Here is a 20,544-nt window from a genome sequence, read left to right on the forward strand (position 1 = left end):
GGTTCTTGTTTAATCGTTTTTCAACAACTGTTTGATTACGGTTTCAGCGGCGTGCAACCCAAATAAAGCCGGCATCCAACTGTTGGTTCCGAAGAATGACTTTTTGAAATTGGTTCCGTCCGTCATTTTCAAACTGCTCTGATCTGGTTTTTCAACAGAAAATACAGCCTTTACCCCACTTGTGATTCCTTCTTTCTTCAAACGTTTCCGTATTACTTTGGCCAAAGGGCAAACATCCGTTTTACTAATATCTTTTACCACTACTTTACTGGCAAGCATCTTCCCACCTGCTCCCATATTACTGATTACTTTTACCTTTTTTCGTTTAGCAGCCAGAATCAGGTTTAGTTTTGGTGTGATACTGTCGATGCAATCTAAAACGTAATCATATTCGGGTGTTACCAACTCAAAAGCTCTCTCCGGTGATAAAAATTCCTGGATTCGGGTTAATTGCAAATCCGGGTTAATGTCCATCAAACGATCACCAACAATCTTCACTTTCGGTTGTCCAACGGTGGAATGCAAAGCCGGCAACTGACGGTTAACATTGGTAATATCAACAGTATCACCATCAACAATCGTCATTTTTCCTACTCCGGCGCGGGCAATGAATTCGGCAGCAAAAGAACCTACACCTCCCATTCCCACTACCAAAACATTCGCATTTTTTAATTTTTCTAATCCTTCTTTTTTAAATAATAATTCGGCTCTTTCTGTCCATTCTGCCATTGTAAAACTTTTTGTGTAACGCGATTCCGGTCGAAAAACCGGTCGGCCATTACGGGTTAAAAACTAACTTAAAATTATCCTCGATAATTTGTTCCACATCTTTATTTTTCACTGATGCAGCTTTTATGTAAACATCGCTGATGCTTTCTTCAATCGTGTCGGTTTCGAGGAAAAATCGATTATCCGGGACTTGTTCAAACACACTTGATAATTCAGGGTTTCTGAGCAAATATTTTCCAAACGATAAATAAAATCCATTGTCCAGAAGCGATTTGGCAACTTGCCCGTTTTTAGAAAATCCGTGAATAATCATCGGAACCTCTATTTTTAAACGTTTTTTGATTTCAATTACTTCCTGATACGCGGAAACGCAGTGCAAAATTACAGGTTTTTTATATTTCACTGCTAAGTGTAACTGTTTTTCAAAGACTTCTATCTGTTTTTCTAAAGGTGTCTCGATGCGTTTATCCAAACCGCATTCGCCTAAAGCCAAACAATTTCTCAGTTGCAATTTCTCTTCAATGATTTGTAAGTACTCTCCAACCTTATCAAAATCAATATACCAAGGATGAATTCCTATTGAAAAATGTTTAGCAGCCGCATCAAATTCATTTGGGTATTGATTGACAATTTCCAGAACGTTTTCCTGATAACTACTTTTATGAGTATGAATGTTGAGTTTCATTATAAATTATTTTTCGCCATCGGTTCGGGAACTTATCGATATCCACATCGTCCAGACATTCTCCACTTTCTTGTAGATAGATAAGTCCGAATGTGCATACGTTGTATTCGTGTTATATTTTCCAAACAAAACTACTGCAATTTCATTGTTTCGAAGAAAAATCGGATGCGTAAGCAACAAACGGGTTATACATTTATGTTTTAAATACCCTTCAGTGTTTGTACCGGCTAATGGATAATGAAAATCATTTGGTTTCCAAGGTAATTTCAGCTCTCTTCGCAAAGCACTTATTATGGAATCCCTTTCCTTTTCCGTTAGTTTTATGGATGCTTTTTTGCCTTCATCGTTGTTTACAAATACTCTGTCTTTTGTATGAATGATTTTCGCTAAATGGTAATCAATTATTTTGAATACAGGCTTTTCTATAATCTCAATTTCCCCATTAACATTTGCCCGTTTGGTAATAATATCGTCTAAAACAGAATGGCCTACATTACGTTTATCTTCCTGACAGTAAACCATCACACTTTGGAAAAATACAACTAAAATCAACCAGCTTTTCATCTCCTTAACTACTTCTTAATTATTAGCTCTTTCCTCTCCTAACTTCTAATAACTAATCATGAAACTTCTTCACACCCGCACGAACTTCCACCAACAAATCATTTTCTTTTGGCGGAATCGGACAAGAATACCCTTCATTATAAGCACAATACGGATTATAAGCCTGATTGAAATCAATTATCATAGTATCTTTATCAGTAGTTTCCAAATCGATGTAACGACCGCCACCGTAACTTTCCACACCGCTGGTTAAATCGGTAAACGGTAAAAACAGATGATTTTTATATTTTTCCATTTTTGACAATTCGATGTTTCTGTAGATATTCAGTTTGCATCGTTTGCCCTGCAATTCAAAGTGAAGTTCTCCATATTTTACATACAAGGGCTTCCTCCCACCGGAAGTCGGCATAACAAATTGTTTCTCATTAGGCGTAAGTTTCAGTTTGGCTTCCACACAAAAATCACCGTTGATATCATAAAAATCAAGGCCTTTAAAATGCTGTAAATCTTCTTTCTTTAAAGGACTTTCTTTCTCATCGGCATATTCTTTATTTAACTGATCCTGAAATGCTTTTGAGCTTTCTTCATTGCACTGTGCATTGGCTAGTAACGGAAATAAAATTGCTAAAAATACCTTTTTCATAATCGCATGGTTTTATGCAAAAGTAGTTAAAATTCAGTGTAAAAAAATTTACAACAATTTAACAGCAAATCAATCAAATCCGTAACTTTAAAAACAGACTAGTTTGTACCTTTGCACTTTAATTTTCCTTTCGATGCTTTTAAACGCCTTTCAACGCTACATCAACAATTTTAGAGGTTTTTCACGCGAAATCTGGATACTAACACTGGTAACTTTTATCAATCGTGCCGGTACGATGGTGTTGCCTTTTTTATCAAAATATTTAAAAGAAGATTTAGATTTTTCATACGATCAGGTAAAGTGGGTTTTGGTTTGTTTTGGATTAGGCTCGATGATTGGCTCTTGGCTGGGTGGTAAACTATCAGATAAAATAGGGTTCTATAAAATAATGGTTTTCAGCTTATTTGCCAGTGGAATTTCTTTTATTGCATTGCAATACATAACAAGTTTTACAGGACTTTGTCTTGCCATATTTTTAATTATGGTTGTAGCAGATATGTTTCGTCCTGCCATGTTTGTTTCGTTAAGCGTTTATGCTAAACCGGAAAACAGAACCAGAGCCTTAACCTTAGTACGATTAGCCATTAACTTAGGTTTTGCTGCTGGTCCTGCAATGGCTGGCCTTATCATTATGAGTGCTGGTTATGAAGGGTTATTCTGGGTAGACGGAGCAACTTGTATTCTTGCAATTAGTATTTTTTGGTTAATGGTAAAGGAAAAGAAAAAAGAAGTAATTAGCAAAGAATTAGCTACTGAACAAACCAACAAATCTGTATTTACAGATGTTCCCTTTTGGATTTTCCTTTTCATCTGCTTGGTTACAGGAATTTTGTTTTTCCAGCTCTTTACCACTCTGCCATTATATCATAAAGAGCAGTTCAATTTAACCGAGTTTCAGAGTGGACTACTTTTAATGATGAACGGTTTGATTATTTTCTTTTCCGAAATGGCTATTGTGAGCTATGTGGAACGCAAAAAAATTGACAAAGTAAAAATTGTCTCCTATGGTTTGCTTGCAATGACTATAAGTATGTATTTGTTACTGATTAATCAATGGGCAGGCATACTTGTTATCATGATGTTTTTCATGAGCTTCGGGGAAATGTTTGCTTTTCCGTTTTCCAATTCCTTTGCTATGAGCCGGGCTCCGAAAGGGCATGAAGGCCGATATATGGCTATTTTTACTATGGCTTACAGTTTGGCTCATATTCTGAGTTCGAATATCGGATTTGAAATTGTTGATCTGAAAGGCTATCAGGCAAACTGGTTGTTCATGGGATTACTTGGTACTTTTGCTTTGATCCTATCGCTTTATCTAAAGAAACTGCTCGCAGAAGAAAACAATTAACTTTTTCTTTTTAAGGCATTTACCTAAATTTACATTCCCCTAATCTGTTAATAAAACTATAAAATTAGTTATTCAACTAAAAAAATAGTTGCGTAACTAAAAATATAGTTGTACGTTTGTTCTGTGCTTGAGTAAGGAGCATATGAATGCGTTAGGGATAGCAGCGGCATCCTTTTTATTTTTTTTTCAAAATAAAAAGATTCAGCGAATAGCCGGACCCTTGTGGTAACGCCCAACAAATAATAAAAACAGATCATGCAAAAATTAACCAACAAAGAAGAAGAAGTAATGCACATTTTATGGAAGCTGCAAAAGGCTTTCGTGAAAGAGGTATTGGCAGAAATCACTGAAGATCAGCCACATTACAACACGCTTTCTACAATAATCCGTAATTTGGAAGAGAAAGGCTATGTGTCGCACAATGCCTTTGGGAACACACACCAGTACTTCCCTATCGTTTCCAAAGAAGATTACCGTAAAGGTTTTATGAACACCGCTATTGAAAATTATTTCAACAACTCCTATAAAAGCATGGTTTCCTTTTTCGCCAAAGAAGAGAAAATCAGCGCCAAAGAATTACGCGAAATTTTAGAAATGATCGAACAGAAAAAATAAAGCCTATGGAAGCTTTTGGAATTTATCTGCTTAAAGTAAGTGCCCTGATGGGTGTGTTTTATGTCGCCTACTTACTATTCCTTCGAAAAGAAACGTTTTTCAATTCGAACCGCTGGTTTTTACTGGCCGGATTGGTTACTTCAATGGTTTTACCGTTTGTCACGTACACTAAAGTGATTTTGGTGGATCCGGCGCCGGTTTATGAGTATTCGGATCTTCCGCTTACCTATGCTCCGGCTGAAGAATCTGGCTTTGAGATTAATTGGTTTATGGTTTTAGGAATTGTATACGGAATAGGAATCGCGGTATTCTTAATCAAGTTCATTATTGATTGTTTCGCCATAAAACAGCTTATAGAGAAACCGAAAGCCATCAAACGCAGTAATTTCTATTTAATCGATACCGATAAAGTCCAATCGCCTTTTTCCTTCTTTAATTATATCGTTTACAATTCAAACTCATTTAGAGAAGACGAATTAGAGAACATTTTACAGCATGAACAAGTACACAGCGCACAGAAACACTCGCTGGATATGATGATCGCTCAGATATTCTGCATCACATTCTGGTTTAACCCGATTGTTTGGCTGTACAAAAAAGCAATAGCACAAAACCTTGAATTCATTGCCGATGCCGAGGCGACAAAAAACATCATCGACATTAAAAGTTATCAGAAAACCTTATTAAAAGTAACAATGCAGTCGCAATGCATTGCAATCACCAATCCTTTTTATCAATCATTAATCAAAAAACGAATCGTTATGTTAAACACCAATCAATCAAGCAAAAAGAACGCCTGGAAGTACTTTGTGGTATTACCGCTTCTGGCTTTCTTCATGTTCCAGTTCCAAATGAAAGTTTTGGCTCAGGAAAAAGTACTTCCAAAAGTTGAAAACCGTGAGGCAAATCAAAAAATGGTTTCTGTGGTAATCGACAAAAACTCTTCCGATGCCGAAATTAAAAAAGATGCCGAAATGCTTAAAAGTGAATTTGGAGTAACTTTAAAAGTTTCGAAAGTTAAACGAAACAGCAAAGGGGAAATTACCGCCATTAAAGTAGAATACAAAGACAAAGACGGTAAAAAAGGTACAACGCAAGTAACCAGCGATGAGCCAATCCAACCGATTCAATTCTTTAAAGAAATCGATGAAAACGGAAAAACAGCCATTGGTTTCGGTACACCACGAGGAAAAGGTCCTAGAGAAGGTTTAGCAAAAATTCATAAAATCCAACGCTTAAACGACGAAGGTGAAGATGTTGAGGTGATTATTGAAGGTGATGAAGGCGATTTCGACTGGGCAGATGTATTAGGAATTGATCCTCCCCTACCACCAGACGCTCCAGGCACTCCCGATGCTCCAGGCGCTCCCGATACTCCAAAGGCTCCCGATGCTCCAAAAATGATGAAGAAAAGTGTCGTGGTAAAACAAAACGGCAATAAAAAAGAAGTTTGGGTTAATGGCGAAAAAGTAAGTGAAGATATCCTAGGTGATATGGACTTCAAAGACATGGAAAAAGCTTTTACGTTTTCATTTGATACTAAAGGACCTAAAGGCGAAAAAGGTCCGAAAGATTTCATCTTTAAAAATGAAGACGGCGATATCGTCATCACTTCAAAAGAAATCCATAAAATTCAAAAAGAAGCTATGGAAGGGGCCAAAATCCAAATGGAAGAAGCCAGAAAGCGCATGAAAGATATGCGTCCTGAAATGGAAAAAGCGAAAATACGCATGCGAGAAGCACAACCTGAAATGAAAAAAATGCATGAAGAAATGCGTGAAGAAATGCAAAAAATGAAGCAGGAAATGCAAAAAGCAAAAGAGGAAATGCAAAAAGCAAAACTTGAGTTAGAAAAAGTAAAATCATCTTTAAAAGATAAAAAAGCTTAATACAAAAGAAAGGACCGCAGCTGCTGCGGTCTTTTTTATTTCATACTTTTGAAGGAAACAATATATTTATGTTCAAACTATTAGCCAAAATAAACAAACTGATTTTACCCAGTTTTACAAAACAAAGACTCGATTTAGCCAAAGCCAAAAACTGGCAGAAAGCCGTTATCGCTTATCGCTATTATGTAACTACAAGAGCATTAGATTAATATGTTAAAGCGGCGAAAATTTCATTACTCCCGAGTTTTTCCCTACCGTTAAGAAACGATAATTCCATCAGGAAGTTGCATTGCACGATTTCTCCACCTAATTTTTCAACCAATTCACAAACTGCTTTTGCTGTGCCTCCTGTAGCCAATACATCGTCATGAATTAAAACCTTATCTCCCTTTTGAATGGAGTCTGTATGAATTTCAAGCGTATCGGTACCATATTCTAGAGCATAAGAAGCGGAAATCGTTTCAAAAGGTAATTTATTAGGTTTTCGTACCGGAACAAAACCTGCATTTAACTCGTGTGCCAAAAGTGTGGCGAAGAAAAAGCCTCTACTCTCGACTCCAACTACCTTATCTATCTTTTTTTCACCTAAGCTACTGATTAACAAAGCTAAACACTCCCTAGTTGCTTCCGGACTGGATAAAAGCGGGGTAATATCTTTAAAAACAATTCCTGCTTTCGGAAAATCCTGAATATCACGGATGTACTGTTGTAACGACATTTTTTTTAAATTTTTATTTGATTTTGATTTGCAAGTTACACATTTCTTCCTATATTTGCACCCGTTAAAACAACGGCCTCGTGGCGCAACTGAATAGCGCATCTGATTACGGCTCAGAAGGTTACAGGTTTGAATCCTGTCGAGGTCACAAAACCCTGCTTTTGCAGGGTTTTTTTATGGATTTCCCCGAATCTTTTAGCTTACCCTCAATTTTAGTCACAATTAACTGATTTTTAATTATATTTATAGTAATTAATCCGTTACATAGTTTATTCAAAATGGGGTTTGATAAAATAAGCAACTGGTTCCTTCGTCGTCCTAAAACATCAGGGCTGCTTATTTTTTTTATTATGCTTATCGGGCTTAATGCTACTATTTTCCTGCAATATCTCGTTGTTAAAAACAAACAGCTCGATGATATGAGCAATATACTTGCCGTAGTACATCAAAACATTGAGCAATCCCTAAAAAACAGTTACGCGACTACAATTAGCCTTGCTCTCACTATTGACGACAATGGAAATGTAAACAATTTTGAGGAGGTTGGAAAAAAACTGATAAGCAGTAACAACGCGATTGATGCTGTTCAGCTTGTTCCTAACGGTGTAATCAAATACACCTACCCTCTAAAGGGAAATGAAGCCGCCACAGACTTTGACATCCTGAACAGTACTTTGCATCGGGAAGCAGCGTTAAAAGCTGTTCGTACGCAAAAAATGTACTATGTGGGACCGGTTCGTCTCAAACAAGGCGGAACAGGAATTGTCGGCAGACTTCCTATTTATAAAAAAGGTAAATTTTGGGGTTTTTCCGCCGTGGTTATTCGTTTTTCAACATTTATAGAATCGTCCGGAATTAAAAACTTCAGCAGTGATAAATACTACTTTCAACTTTCTAAAAAGAATGGCACCGGGGATAAAGAAGTTTTTTTCTTAGAAGACAAATCATTTTTCAAAGATAAAACCTATAAAAGTGTTACCATACCTGAAGGCGATTGGACACTATACATGATTCAAAAAAACGAATCCAAGTTATTATGGCTCACCGTTCCTATTTTTATTCTTGCTTTTATCCTGGCACTGATTTGCGGAATGTTTATTACTAACATTCTTCAAAAACCTTCCGATTTACAAAAATTGGTAAAAGAGCAAACCGAAAAACTAATTAAAAGTGAATTTCTGTTTAAATCGATTTTTGACAATGCAGGACTAGGAATTACACATACAAATTCCATTACTGGTGCATACATAGATGTCAATAACAAATTTTGTGACCTAACCGGATATACCAGAGATGAATTAAAGGAAATGACTGTGATGATGATTACGCACCGGGATGATCATGAAAACGACACCAAACACATGAACTTGCTTAAAAATGGTGATATTAACGGTTTTTCACTTGAAAAAAGATATCATAACAAAACAGGGCACCTGATTTGGGTAAATATTACTGTTACACCACTTTGGAGAAAAGGCGAAAACCCGACCACACACATGACCATTGTTGAGGACATCACAAAAAGAAAACAGTATGAAAAAGAACTGCTGCAATCACGATTAAGTTTAGAGTCGCTTATTAATACCATAGACGGAATCGTATGGGAAGGTTATCCGGACAGACCTGGCGTTACCTTCATCAGCAAGCAATCTGAATCTATTTTGGGGTACACCTCTGAAGAGTGGATAAATGATGACAACTTTTGGTACAACCATCTGTATTCTGAAGACCGGGAAAAGGTAATCGAACTTACCAACCAATGGTCGAGTTTAAAAAAACCACATGTACACGAATACCGTATGATCTCCAAAAACGGAAGCTTGGTTTGGGTACGGGATATCGTTAATGTTTTTATTGAGAAAGACGGCTCCTTTAAATTCAGAGGGATTTTAATAGACATTACAAAATCGAAACAAATAGAAATTGAACTGAGCAATTCCTTTAAACTGGTATCGGAACAAAACAAAAGACTGCTCAATTTCTCACACATTGTATCCCATAATTTAAGATCTCATACCAGTAATATTCAGTCACTTATCAATTTAATCGAGTTAAGCGAAGATAAAAAAGAACAGCTGGAACTGCTCGAACTTCTAAAAACAGTATCAAATACCTTAAATGAAACGATGGACAACCTCAACGAAGTAGTTTCCATCCAAACAAACATAAATCCTCTAATTGAGCATTTAAACCTCAACCGGTTTATTAATAGAGTTCAGGAAATCCTAAGGGATCAAATCGAAAAAAACAATGTTGAAATCATCAATAATGTACCGGATTACGTTACTGTGAAATTTAATCCTGCTTACCTTGAAAGTGTATTGCTTAATCTGATATCAAATTCTATCCGATACAGACATCCGGAAAGAAAACCAATCATAGAATTGTCGTACTCCGAAACAGAAGGATCTAAAATATTGAAAATCAAAGACAATGGAATAGGAATTGATTTAAACAAAAATGGTGAAAAACTTTTTGGCATGTACAAAACGTTTACCAATAATCCGGAATCGAGAGGAATCGGTCTGTTTATAACCAAAAACCAGATTGACGCCATGAATGGAAGAATTGAAGTAGAGAGCGGATTAAACAATGGAACTGTATTCATAATTTATTTTAAATAAAAATGCTCCGATCTAAAACGATATGCATAATAGACGACGATCCTATTTATCAACTCGTCACCCAAAAACTGATTGATAAATCCGGCCTGTTTTCGGACACATTTTCCTTTAGAAGCGGTGAAGATGCTATTCATCATTTAACAAAAACAGATTCGTTCCCAGATGTAATTCTTCTGGATATTGAAATGCCACAAATGGATGCCTGGGATTTTCTAAACGAAATGACATTTCAGTTTGAATCACAATCCACCCAAATTAAAAGCATTTACATTGTGAGTTCCTCCATTGCTACTGAAGATAAGTTGAGAGCTGAAAAATATGATTTTGTAAAGTGCTTTCTGAGCAAACCTATCGATTTGGAAAAACTAAAAATGATAGCTGAGCATTAATAGTTATATTTGTGTCAAACAAAACGCAATGACTTCCGATTTCATTTACGATAAAGAATATAAAAACAATATTTTTTCTGCTTACGAAATTCAATTAAAAGAATTTGAAAACTGCACTTTTATCAACTGCGATTTTACACAAGCCAATTTTTCAGGAACACTTTTTATTGACTGTACTTTTTACGAATGCAACTTTAAAGAAGCCAAAATAGGCCATGTGGGTTTTCGTAACGCTCTTTTTAACCATTGCAATTTCACTTCCGTAAATTTTGCGATGACCGATCAAATGATTCATGAATTTCATTTCAACACTTGTTTACTGGATTACGCACAGTTTTACGCACTGAAACTGAAAAAAATTACGTTTACCAATTGCAGCATGGTAAGTGTCGATTTTATGCAAACCGATTTATCCGAAGCTCTTTTTGACAATTGCAACCTGCGAATGACCGTATTTACCGATGCCAACTGTGAAAAAGCCGATTTTTATACCAGCTACGATTTCAACATCGATCCCGAGAAAACCAAACTGAAACGCGCAATTTTTTCATCGGAAGGTATAAAAGGCTTGTTAACAAAATACAATCTGGTAATAAAAGACTAGATAATAATCTTACCGTCTTCCATGGTAATGATTCGGTTGGTTCGCGCTGCAAAATCGGTATCGTGGGTAACCACTAAAAGCGTCTGATTTTTTTCTTGTGTGAGCTCTTTAAAAATATCAAACACCAAATCACTGTTTTTTTTATCCAGATTTCCTGTTGGTTCATCGCCCATAATTATCAAAGGGTCATTGATTAAGGCTCTTGCAATGGCAACTCTTTGTTTTTGCCCGCCACTTAGCTGTTTAGACATTTTGAGCGCCTGATCCTGCATGCCGAGAACTTTTAAGTGTTCCATTGCACGATGTTCTATTTCAGCTTCTTCATATTGTTGCAATTTCAATCCGGGAAGCATTACGTTTTTCAGTACATTGTATTCGGAAAGCAAATAATGGAATTGGAAAACAAAACCGATTTTTTCATTGCGGATGCGGGCCAAATCAATATCCGATTTTCCGGTAACCGATTCCTCATGAATGAATATCTCTCCTTCATAATCCGTATCCATCGTAGATAACAGATACAACAAAGTTGATTTTCCACAGCCGGATTTCCCGACAATCGAAACAAATTCGCCGTGATTGATACTCAAATTGATATTGTCCAACACTTTAAATTTTGTCGGTTCGTAGAAATACTTTGTAAGTCCTTTGGTTTCCAATACTTTATTACTCATGATTATTTTCCTCTAATAATTTCCACAGGATCAATTTTACTAGCTTTGATAGCCGGTAAAAGTCCTGCTAAAGTGGTCGTGAATAAAGCAAACGTTATTCCTATGAAATAAAAAGCCGGGCTGTAGTTAATTTGATAGGTTTTAATAGTTGGAAAAGAAGTGGCTTCAAAAGGGATTGTATCAATAATACTGGAAAATATATACCCGAAAACCAATCCTAATATTCCTCCGGACAAACCTATAATTGTGGAAAGCAAAATAAAAATCCATTTTACATCCTTACCTGAAAAACCTGTAGCCTTCAAAATAGCAATGCTGTCCATTTTTTCATAAATCATCATGTTCAGTATATTATAAATTCCGAAACCCGCCACAATCAGCAAAACAACTCCAACAGCATACGAAATCGTAGTTCTTACATTGTTCGCGGTTTCAAATTGTGCGTTTGTGGTTTGATAATCAATGGCATCGGTATCAAATTTGTTACTGAATTCTTTAGCTACTTGCGGTGCGCTGTTTATGTCGTGCAACTTTACCTGAATATCCGTGATATAATTTGTAGTCTCCCCTAAAATTTTTTGCGAAGTACTTAAAGAGGTTGTACTCATGGTATCGTCCATTTCCGCAACACCAATTTGCGATATCCCAACAATTTTTAAAGCAGCTAAATTGCCTTTCGGAGTCGTTATTTTTATAAAATCCCCTTTTACGAGCATCATTTTTTTGGCCAGTCCGGATCCGATGACAATACTGTTATTCTGTTCTAAATCAGTTACGTTACCGTCAATCATACAATCGCTGAATTTAAACAGTTCTTCTTCTTCAGCGACTGAAATTCCGTTAAGAACGCCTGAAATTTCAAGGGTTCCCGAATTGAAAAACACCGGTGCTGTCACTTTAGGGGCAACATTCACCACACGTTTATCTTCCTTTAAGATTTTAATAATGGTTTTTGCATTGTAGATGGCTTTACCTCTGTCCTTAGGTTTGATTGAATTGATAAAATTGGTACTTTTTTCATAGGCTTCATACAATTCAACCGGTTGATTTTCAGAAGGCTTAATTTCATTAAACAACCGAACATGTGGGATTCTGTTAAGCATTAAATCGTCCAGCATATCGTTCAAACCATTCATAAAACCGAGCAACGTAATAAACATGGCAATACCGAATGTCACACCCACTGCAGCCACAACCGTTTGTTTGAACCGGGCCCTAAGCAAATGAACAGCGATATTCAGTACCAGTCTGTAATTCATTATTCTTTGAGATAAATGGTTTCGTCTTTTTTCAAACCTTCCACAATTTCCACCTTCTGATAATCGGAGAGTCCGGTTTTAACTTTGCGCTTTTCATTCCGGTTTACCAAAACATATTCTTTGTCTATTAAATAATCCTTTGGAATGGTAATTGCCTGTTTTTTTTCACGGATGATGATGTTTGCCTCTGCGGTTAAATTGGGGTAAAGCTTAGAAGGTGTTTTAATGAAATATGCTTCAATTTTAAAGGTTCGGGAACGTTCATCCATAATCGGGTAGATTTTCTGCACTTTGGCTTCAAAAACCTGATTTTTATAGCTGTTCATCGTAACTAACACCTTTTGTCCTATTGTTACCTGAACCATATCATTTTCGTCGACTTCCAATTCCAGCAGAAAAGAATTTGCTTTACCAATTACAGCCATAGGCGTTTGCGGAGAGACCAACGCTCCTTCTTCTACCAGAATATCAAACAACTGTCCGGAGAAAGCACTTTTAACAGTGAAATCACTTTGGGATTTTTCACTTAAACGAAGATTTACATTACTTCGGGATTGTTCATTCTTTGATTGAATCCGGAATTGATTTAACCTCTTTTGCGCAGTTTCATAGGCCAATTTGGAACTCTTATAAGTCAGCTCAACCCGTTCAAAATCAACTTCAGAAATTCCACCTTGGTCTTTTACTTTTACATTTCGGTTGTATATGGATTCGTCGAGTTTCAGTTTGTCTTTTGCATTTTCCACGGCTAATTGTAATTCGGCAATTTTGTCTTGGACGTACCGATTGTTTTCATTACTTAACTGATAAGCCAAACGGGCACTTTCCGTGGTGAGTTGTGCTTTATCACTATCGATTTCAAACAACGATTGACCGCTTTCAATGGTATCACCAACAGTTACGCTAATTTTTTGCAATACACCGCTTGCAGACGGATAAACGATATATTGTCCGTCAGCTTTTACAATTCCCGAAGCATAAACGCTTTGCGTAATACTGCCAACGGTAGGCTGAATTGCAGAACTATCATTTTTGCAAGCCGTTAATAACAGAATAACTCCAACAGAAACAATCGCTTTTAACCTCATTATAACTGGATTTGATTGAGAGTCAGACTAATAAATGTCCACTTCATACTATCAAATTTACTGGAATTTTATGAAGGAATTACTGATAAAGGTCATAAAAAAACTCCAAAATGAAGTTTGGAGTTGAATTGTATTATTCTTTGATGATCATTACGGAGCCTTTAAATCCTGTGGCCAAATCCCATTGATTCGCTGTAATCTGATTGCCTTTATCATCAAAAACATGAAATTCAGCAGTATTAGGTCCTGAAGTACCTTGATTTAACGCCTCAAATTCAATTTTATTAAAGCCAGGTGTCAATCCGATTTCAACAGTTCTGAAATTATTGATTAACTGAACCTGAGCTACAACCACCATATTGTTAATATAAATTTTCACCATATCCCCATCTTCCGCCATGTGATCGCGGTACAATATCTTCACCATAGCAGATTTGGTTTTAAACTCCCCAAATGACTGATTTCTCCTGAATACTTTAGTGTTTTCATCGCCGTGATTCTTAGGAAGCGCATTTTTTGGAATTTCTCTCGGATTGGCAAACACTTCTTTTTTAACCGATGCATTGTTTGCTCCTATTTCAAACGATTTATTTTCTTTAGGGAATGTCAACGGTTTATTTTCATCATAAATAGAAGGGCTGAAATCAATTGCCTGAAATCTTGACTCAGCTTCTTTTTTAGGAACAAGTTCCACATCCGGATTTTTAGATTGCGGAATAGCTATAGAATTCAACCCTTTGTCTTTTTGGGCAAAAGCACTTACGGAAAGGGTCAACAACAATAATCCGGTAATAATTTGTTTCACTTGTTTATGATTGGTTTACATCACAAAACATTATTTTTAGTGATGTTCTGCGAATTACATTTTCAAAAATAGTAAATCAAAAACTATTCCATTCATAAATTTTTCACAGAAAGCGTTAAAAATGGTTAAATTTGACTGCAAACCCGAGTGAAATGGAAGACCTTTTAATCTTTTTTGTTTTAGCATTAATTGCCGAAATCATTGGAACAGTAAGCGGTTTCGGATCATCCATCTTATTTGTTCCTTTAGCGGCTTTGTTTTTCGACTTTAAAATCGTTCTGGGTATTACTGCTGTGTTCCATGTTTTCAGTAATATTTCAAAAATCATGCTGTTTCGCAAAGGCATTGATAAATCCATTTTCATCAAACTCGGAATACCAGCTATAGTATTTGTAATTATCGGTGCCTTATTGACAAAATACATCCCTCAAAAAGAAATTGAACTCGGTATGAGTTTTGTATTGCTGGCGTTATCAGTTTACTTAATCTTCAATATTAACAAGACGATTGAGAAAAACAACAAAAACCTTTTTATAGGAGGAACGCTATCCGGATTTTTAGCAGGATTAATCGGTACCGGTGGCGCTATTCGTGGTTTGACTTTGACAGCTTTCAATTTGCAAAAAGACATTTTCATCGCCACTTCCGCTTTAATCGATTTAGGCGTCGATTCCAGTCGTGCGGTTATTTACATTTACAACGGTTATTTTCTGAAAGAACACATTATTTATATTCCAGGACTAATTGTTGTTAGCATTTTAGGAACCTGGATCGGAAAAAAAATATTGGAAAGAACTTCGCAAAAATATTTCCGTTATATTGTTTTGGGCGTGATTTTGATTACTTCGGTGGTGCAATCAGTGAATTATTTCTTTAAATAAAAAAGTCCCTCAAAACTGAGAGACTTTCTTTTATGATTTACAATGATGACTAGAAAACAAACATTGCTCTTTCGCTCATCATATCGTTTACCTCATCGGCAATTTGCTCTAACATTTCTTCGTTAGTATGGTTCATAATCACACGGTCGATCATATCCACAACCGTTTCCATATCAGATTCCACCAATCCACGAGTCGTGATTGCAGGTGTTCCTACACGGATACCTGACGTTACAAATGGCGATTTATCATCAAAAGGAACCATGTTTTTATTAACTGTGATTTCAGCTTTTACCAACGCGTTTTCTGCTTCTTTACCAGAGATTCCTTTGTTTCTCAAGTCGATTAGCATCATGTGGTTGTCTGTACCGCCGGAAATGATGTTGTATCCTCTTTTTACGAATGCTTCTGCCATCGCTTTAGCATTTTTCTGAACCTGCATAGCGTAGTTGAAGAACTCATCTGTCAATGCTTCACCAAAGGCAACCGCTTTAGCAGCAATAATGTGCTCTAACGGACCTCCTTGATTTCCAGGGAAAACCGACATATCCAAAACGTGTGACATCATACGGATTTCACCTTTTGGAGTCGTTAAGCCCCATGGATTTTCGAAATCTTTACCCATCATGATCATTCCGCCACGAGGGCCACGCAATGTTTTGTGCGTAGTTGTCGTTACGATATGACAATGAGGAATTGGATCGCTCATTAACCCTTTTGCAATTAAACCTGCCGGGTGTGAAATATCGGCCATTAAGATTGCTCCAACCGAATCTGCAATTTCACGGAAACGTTTGAAATCCATATCACGGGAGTAAGCCGAAGCACCCGCGATGATTAATTTCGGTTGTTCTTTGGTTGCGATTTCCTGAATTTTATCGTAGTTCAAACGACCTGTCTCCTGCTCTACTCCGTAAAAAACCGGATTGTACAATTTACCGGAAAAATTAACCGGAGAACCATGCGTTAAGTGACCACCATGTGATAAATCAAAACCTAAAATTTTATCTCCCGGTTTTAAGCAAGCAGCAAAAACAGCCGTATTTGCCTGAGAACCTGAGTGTGGTTGTACATTAACGTATTCAGCACCAAAAAGTTCTTTGGCTCTGTCAATGGCGATTTGTTCTATAACATCTACTACCTCACATCCTCCATAGTATCTTTTTCCAGGATAGCCTTCTGCATATTTGTTGGTTAATACCGAACCCGCAGCTTCCATCACCTGGTCGCTTACAAAGTTTTCGGATGCAATAAGTTCTAATCCGTGGATTTGTCTGTCTTGTTCTTCAAGAATTAAGTCGAAAATTTGTTCGTCGCGTTGCATTTTCAATAAATTTGTTAAATCGAGCTCAAAAATACGAAAAGAGTTTGGTAAAATCCCAATACAAAGTATATTTGATGATTGAAAATTCAACATTTACTAAAAACACAACATCATGCCTATAACAGCAAACGATCCTAATAGAACATCATGGTTGTCAGTTCCTGAAAACAGTGATTTCCCCATTCAGAATATTCCTTTCGGAGTTTTTATCACTAAAGAAGATGTAGTAACCATCGGTACAAGAATTGGCGATTTCGCTATTGACATGGGTGCTTTACAACAGCTCGGTTATTTCGAAGGAATCGAATTAACAGACGATATGTTCATGCAGGACACTTTAAACGATTTCATCGGAGACGGTAAGAAAACCTGGAGATTGGTTCGTAACCGTTTAGCAGACATCTTCGACGCTAACAATTCCGAATTAAGAGATAATAATGCTCACCGTGACGTAGTAGTGTTCAATATTAACGATGTGGAAATGCAATTACCGGTTCATATTGGTGATTACACTGATTTCTATTCCAGTAAAGAACACGCTACCAACGTTGGAAAAATGTTCCGTGATCCGGAAAACGCTTTGTTGCCAAACTGGTTACACATTCCGGTGGGTTATCATGGAAGAAGCTCTACGATAGTGCCTTCGGGAATTCCGGTACACCGCCCAATGGGACAAACACTGCCTGCGGATGCAACTGCACCGGTTTTTGGTCCTTCCCGTTTAGTGGATTTCGAATTGGAAACGGCTTTCATTACTACCGATGCTAACATCATGGGAGAAAACATTCCGGTTGGTGAAGCGGAAGATTACATCTTCGGAATGGTATTATTGAACGACTGGTCTGCACGTGACATCCAGAAATGGGAATATGTGCCGCTAGGGCCATTCTTAGCAAAAAACTTTGCTTCATCCATTTCGCCATGGATTGTAACTATGGATGCATTGGAGCCTTTCCGTTGTGCATCGCCTAAGCAAGAGCCAACGCCGCTTCCGTATTTACAACAAACTGGTGACCACGCTTTTGACATTAATTTAGAGGTATCAATCACACCGGATAACAATCAGGAAACTGTGGTTAGTAAATCGAATTTAAAATATATGTATTGGACAATGAGCCAGCAATTGGCACACCACACCATCAACGGATGCCGAATCAACTCGGGTGATATGATGGGATCCGGTACGATTTCAGGTCCTACGGAAGATTCGTTCGGTTCAATGTTGGAATTGACTTGGGGCGGAAAAAATCCTATCCCGATGAAAGACGGTTCTGAGCGTAAATTTATTAACGATGGTGATACGGTTATCATAAGAGGTTATTGTGTAAATGATACCGTAAGAATAGGGTTTGGAGAAGTTTCAAGCAAGTTGCTTCCTCCTATTCCAACGAAATAATTAAAACAGAAAACTCCGAAATGTCCTTTCGGAGTTTTTTTTTTGTTTTTTTATGACTATTCTCTAGCCCCGATAGAAACGGCATCCTTTTTGTAATACTTTTTTGTATTACAAAAAGATATAGTGGATAGCGGGAAAAGCTCCTGAAAAATTATATTTTTGCTAAAACTTACAGTCTATGAAGAAAATTACTTCACTTTTTTTATTGTTGCTTTTCGTGTATTCCTGCGGTGTAAAACAAACACAAAGCATGTTAAGTGACGGAGATTATGATGGTGCCATTCATCGTGCTGCCGAAGCTTTACGTACCAACAAAACCTCCAAAGGGAAACAGGATTACATATACTTAATGGAAGAAGCTTTCGCTAAAGCCAAAGAACGCGATTTACGAACCGTGGACATGCTGGCCAAAGATGCGAACCCTGCCAATCTGGAAAAGATATACAACACCTATCTGCAATTGAATGCGCGTCAGGAGAAAATCCGTCCGTTATTGCCTTTGCGATTGATGAAAGAAGGCCGAAATGCTATTTTCCCTTTCGAAGATTATTCAGATCAGATTGTAAACAGCAAAAACGCCTTGTCTAAATATCTTTATGACAACTCTAAGTTATTATTAAAGACCAATGACAAAATGAGTTACCGTCGTGCTTACGATGATTTTATTTATCTGGAAAAAATCAACCCAGGCTACAAAGATGTAAAACAATTAATGGACGAAGCGCAGTTTAAAGGAACAGATTTCGTAAACGTGTATACAAAGAATGAAACCAACATGATTATTCCAGCCCGTTTACAGAGCGATTTACTGGATTTCAGTACTTTCGGATTAAACGACAAATGGACGGTTTACCACAGCAACCGCCAGAAAGGTATTACCTATGATTATGGAATGATTGTGAATTTCCGCCAGATTAACATTTCACCGGAACAAGTAAAAGAGAAAGAGTTCATCAAAGAAAAACAGATTAAAGACGGTACAAAAACATTGTTGGATGCCAACGGAAATGTTGTAAAAGACAGTTTAGGAAACCCGATTAAAGTGGATAATTTTAAAACGATTCGCGTGAATATCTACGAGTTCCGACAGTTCAAGGCTTGTCAAGTAACGGCTAAAGTAGATTATATTGATTTCAGAACCAATCAATTGATTGAAACTTTCCCGCTGGCAAGTGAATTCAATTTCGAACACATTTACGCTAATTACAATGGTGATAAGCGTGCTTGCGACGATAATTACCTTCCTTTCTTTGACAAGAGAGCCGTTCCGTTCCCAAGCAATGAACAAATGGTGTATGATACCGGAGAAGATTTGAAAGCCAAACTTAAAAACATTATTACCCGAAATAAATTCCGAAGGTAACATCTAAAAGCCACCAATATAAACACCTTATTATCAAGGTGTTTTTTTTTGTTTTATAATTATTTTGTAATACATTTACTACTTTATCAAAAACAATTTAATATGAAAACAAAATTTTTACTCGGTGCCACATTGCTTCTGGGGATTCAGTTGCAGGCGCAGGAATTCTCCAAGCCTAAAGAAATTAGTCTTAAAGGTTCATTTACTAATCCTGTAGCTTCACCAGACGGTAAGTATGCATTACTTACACAGGAACACAATCATGGGGTTTATCTTCTGAATATGACAACCAAAAAAATTACGCCAATTTCTCCTAAAGACGGAAACGGTTACGGTTATGCTTGGAGTCCGGACAGCAAAACATTCTACTTCAAAGAAAAAGGTGAGAAAGATTATTTTTCAGATTCTAAAGTCAAGGCATATTCCATCAGTCAAAAAAAGTCTAAATCGCTGGAGTTGAATCACAATTTTCTTCCTTCTTATAACGGAAAAAATGAAATCGTTGTACATACCAATCCCTCCTCTTTAAAAATTGAAGCAACCAATTTAAAAACCTCAAAAAGCTGGATCGTTACCAACAACGAAGGACAATTTTACAATGCGATCATATCCAACGACGGAAAGAAAGTAGCCGTTCATAATGGCGCAGATATTTGGGTTTATGATATCAACGGTACAGACAAAGGAAAACGCATTGGTCAGGGAATTGCGACTTCATGGTCTTCGGACGACAAATATCTTATCGGTTTTTTAGATGAAAGCCATGACGGACATTCCGTAAGTAATTCGGAAATAATACTGTTTGATGTTGAAAATTCAAGAGCTTCCAAATTAACTTCCACAGAAAATCAAATTGAAATGTTTCCATCATTGTACGGTAACAATCAAATCATTTTCTCCGATGAAAAAACCGGAAAGATTTATACCTCAACTTTAAAACTGTAAG

General features: G+C 36.9%; 21 protein-coding genes and 1 tRNA gene. 12 read left to right on the plus strand and 10 right to left on the minus strand.

The features are described 5' to 3' along the window. Positions 1-9 precede the first annotated feature (9 nt). The 4 genes from ABGT15_RS05345 to ABGT15_RS05360 are packed head-to-tail and all read right to left on the minus strand — an operon-like array spanning position 10 to position 2,621. The gene (locus ABGT15_RS05345; protein ID WP_367230382.1) at positions 10-729 is read right to left on the minus strand and encodes a tRNA threonylcarbamoyladenosine dehydratase; all 720 of its coding nucleotides are present in this window, start codon (positions 727-729) and stop codon (positions 10-12) included. Between the two features lie 49 nt (positions 730-778). Continuing rightward, the gene (locus ABGT15_RS05350) at positions 779-1,414 is read right to left on the minus strand and encodes a TatD family hydrolase (protein ID WP_367230383.1); all 636 of its coding nucleotides are present in this window, start codon (positions 1,412-1,414) and stop codon (positions 779-781) included. A 6-nt stretch (positions 1,415-1,420) separates the two neighbouring features. Continuing rightward, positions 1,421-1,978, minus strand: a complete 558-nt coding sequence (locus tag ABGT15_RS05355; RefSeq protein ID WP_367230384.1) for a hypothetical protein — start codon at positions 1,976-1,978, stop codon at positions 1,421-1,423. 52 nt (positions 1,979-2,030) lie between these two features. After that, the gene (locus tag ABGT15_RS05360) at positions 2,031-2,621 is read right to left on the minus strand and encodes a DUF1684 domain-containing protein (RefSeq protein ID WP_367230385.1); all 591 of its coding nucleotides are present in this window, start codon (positions 2,619-2,621) and stop codon (positions 2,031-2,033) included. Positions 2,622-2,754: 133 nt separating this feature from the next. On the opposite strand from ABGT15_RS05360, the gene ABGT15_RS05365 reads away from it, so the two are divergent. The 4 genes from ABGT15_RS05365 to ABGT15_RS05380 all read left to right on the plus strand — a co-directional run bounded on the left by ABGT15_RS05365 (position 2,755) and on the right by ABGT15_RS05380 (position 6,682). Beyond that, positions 2,755-3,969: an MDR family MFS transporter gene (locus ABGT15_RS05365; protein ID WP_367230386.1), complete on the plus strand. Its 1,215-nt coding sequence runs from the start codon at positions 2,755-2,757 to the stop codon at positions 3,967-3,969. Between the two features lie 255 nt (positions 3,970-4,224). After that, entirely contained in the window at positions 4,225-4,584 is a 360-nt protein-coding gene (locus tag ABGT15_RS05370; protein WP_367230387.1) for a BlaI/MecI/CopY family transcriptional regulator, read from the plus strand. A gap of 5 nt (positions 4,585-4,589) precedes the next feature. Continuing rightward, a complete protein-coding gene (locus ABGT15_RS05375) occupies positions 4,590-6,473 on the plus strand; it encodes a M56 family metallopeptidase (RefSeq protein ID WP_367230388.1) in 1,884 nt (627 codons plus the stop codon). Between the two features lie 68 nt (positions 6,474-6,541). Further along, positions 6,542-6,682 carry an SsrA-binding protein gene (locus ABGT15_RS05380; protein ID WP_367230389.1) on the plus strand — a complete coding sequence of 47 codons (141 nt, stop codon included), beginning with the start codon at positions 6,542-6,544 and terminating at the stop codon, positions 6,680-6,682. Here ABGT15_RS05380 and ABGT15_RS05385 read toward each other — a convergent pair. Next, positions 6,679-7,191, minus strand: a complete 513-nt coding sequence (locus tag ABGT15_RS05385; RefSeq protein WP_367230390.1) for an adenine phosphoribosyltransferase — start codon at positions 7,189-7,191, stop codon at positions 6,679-6,681. The genes ABGT15_RS05380 and ABGT15_RS05385 overlap by 4 nt on opposite strands. Before the next feature lie 74 nt (positions 7,192-7,265). Here ABGT15_RS05385 and ABGT15_RS05390 point away from each other — a divergent pair. From ABGT15_RS05390 to ABGT15_RS05405, 4 genes are all read left to right on the plus strand, one after another. Next, positions 7,266-7,339 (plus strand) — tRNA-Arg (locus ABGT15_RS05390). A gap of 271 nt (positions 7,340-7,610) precedes the next feature. Then, the gene (locus tag ABGT15_RS05395) at positions 7,611-9,815 is read left to right on the plus strand and encodes a sensor histidine kinase (protein ID WP_367230391.1); all 2,205 of its coding nucleotides are present in this window, start codon (positions 7,611-7,613) and stop codon (positions 9,813-9,815) included. Between the two features lie 2 nt (positions 9,816-9,817). Continuing rightward, positions 9,818-10,204 carry a response regulator gene (locus ABGT15_RS05400; RefSeq protein ID WP_367230392.1) on the plus strand — a complete coding sequence of 129 codons (387 nt, stop codon included), beginning with the start codon at positions 9,818-9,820 and terminating at the stop codon, positions 10,202-10,204. 28 nt (positions 10,205-10,232) lie between these two features. Continuing rightward, complete coding sequence (locus ABGT15_RS05405) at positions 10,233-10,808, plus strand: pentapeptide repeat-containing protein (protein ID WP_367230393.1); 576 nt, start codon at positions 10,233-10,235, stop codon at positions 10,806-10,808. Here the strand turns inward: ABGT15_RS05405 and ABGT15_RS05410 are convergent. From ABGT15_RS05410 to ABGT15_RS05425, 4 genes are all read right to left on the minus strand, one after another. After that, a complete protein-coding gene (locus ABGT15_RS05410) occupies positions 10,805-11,482 on the minus strand; it encodes an ABC transporter ATP-binding protein (RefSeq protein WP_367230394.1) in 678 nt (225 codons plus the stop codon). The genes ABGT15_RS05405 and ABGT15_RS05410 overlap by 4 nt on opposite strands. A 2-nt stretch (positions 11,483-11,484) precedes the next feature. Beyond that, positions 11,485-12,741 (minus strand): ABC transporter permease, encoded by a 1,257-nt coding sequence (locus tag ABGT15_RS05415; protein ID WP_367230395.1) that lies wholly within the window; start codon positions 12,739-12,741, stop codon positions 11,485-11,487. Further along, the gene (locus ABGT15_RS05420) at positions 12,741-13,829 is read right to left on the minus strand and encodes an efflux RND transporter periplasmic adaptor subunit (protein ID WP_367230396.1); all 1,089 of its coding nucleotides are present in this window, start codon (positions 13,827-13,829) and stop codon (positions 12,741-12,743) included. The genes ABGT15_RS05415 and ABGT15_RS05420 overlap by 1 nt, the downstream gene beginning before the upstream one ends. Positions 13,830-13,962: 133 nt before the next feature. Continuing rightward, entirely contained in the window at positions 13,963-14,634 is a 672-nt protein-coding gene (locus ABGT15_RS05425) for a hypothetical protein (protein WP_367230397.1), read from the minus strand. Between the two features lie 152 nt (positions 14,635-14,786). Here ABGT15_RS05425 and ABGT15_RS05430 point away from each other — a divergent pair, with 152 nt between their 5' ends. Then, positions 14,787-15,515 (plus strand): sulfite exporter TauE/SafE family protein, encoded by a 729-nt coding sequence (locus ABGT15_RS05430; RefSeq protein ID WP_367230398.1) that lies wholly within the window; start codon positions 14,787-14,789, stop codon positions 15,513-15,515. A gap of 49 nt (positions 15,516-15,564) precedes the next feature. Here the strand turns inward: ABGT15_RS05430 and glyA are convergent, their stop codons facing one another. Then, complete coding sequence (gene glyA, locus ABGT15_RS05435; protein ID WP_367230399.1) at positions 15,565-16,839, minus strand: serine hydroxymethyltransferase; 1,275 nt, start codon at positions 16,837-16,839, stop codon at positions 15,565-15,567. A gap of 112 nt (positions 16,840-16,951) precedes the next feature. On the opposite strand from glyA, the gene fahA reads away from it, so the two are divergent. From fahA to ABGT15_RS05450, 3 genes are all read left to right on the plus strand, one after another. After that, positions 16,952-18,235, plus strand: a complete 1,284-nt coding sequence (fahA, locus tag ABGT15_RS05440) for a fumarylacetoacetase (RefSeq protein ID WP_367230400.1) — start codon at positions 16,952-16,954, stop codon at positions 18,233-18,235. Positions 18,236-18,413: 178 nt separating this feature from the next. Further along, entirely contained in the window at positions 18,414-19,598 is a 1,185-nt protein-coding gene (locus ABGT15_RS05445; protein WP_367230401.1) for a hypothetical protein, read from the plus strand. Positions 19,599-19,700: 102 nt separating this feature from the next. Beyond that, positions 19,701-20,543: a TolB family protein gene (locus ABGT15_RS05450; protein WP_367230402.1), complete on the plus strand. Its 843-nt coding sequence runs from the start codon at positions 19,701-19,703 to the stop codon at positions 20,541-20,543. Position 20,544 lies beyond the last annotated feature (1 nt).

This window comes from Flavobacterium enshiense (assembly GCF_040750275.1).
Classification (GTDB): Bacteria; Bacteroidota; Bacteroidia; order Flavobacteriales; family Flavobacteriaceae; genus Flavobacterium; species Flavobacterium enshiense_B.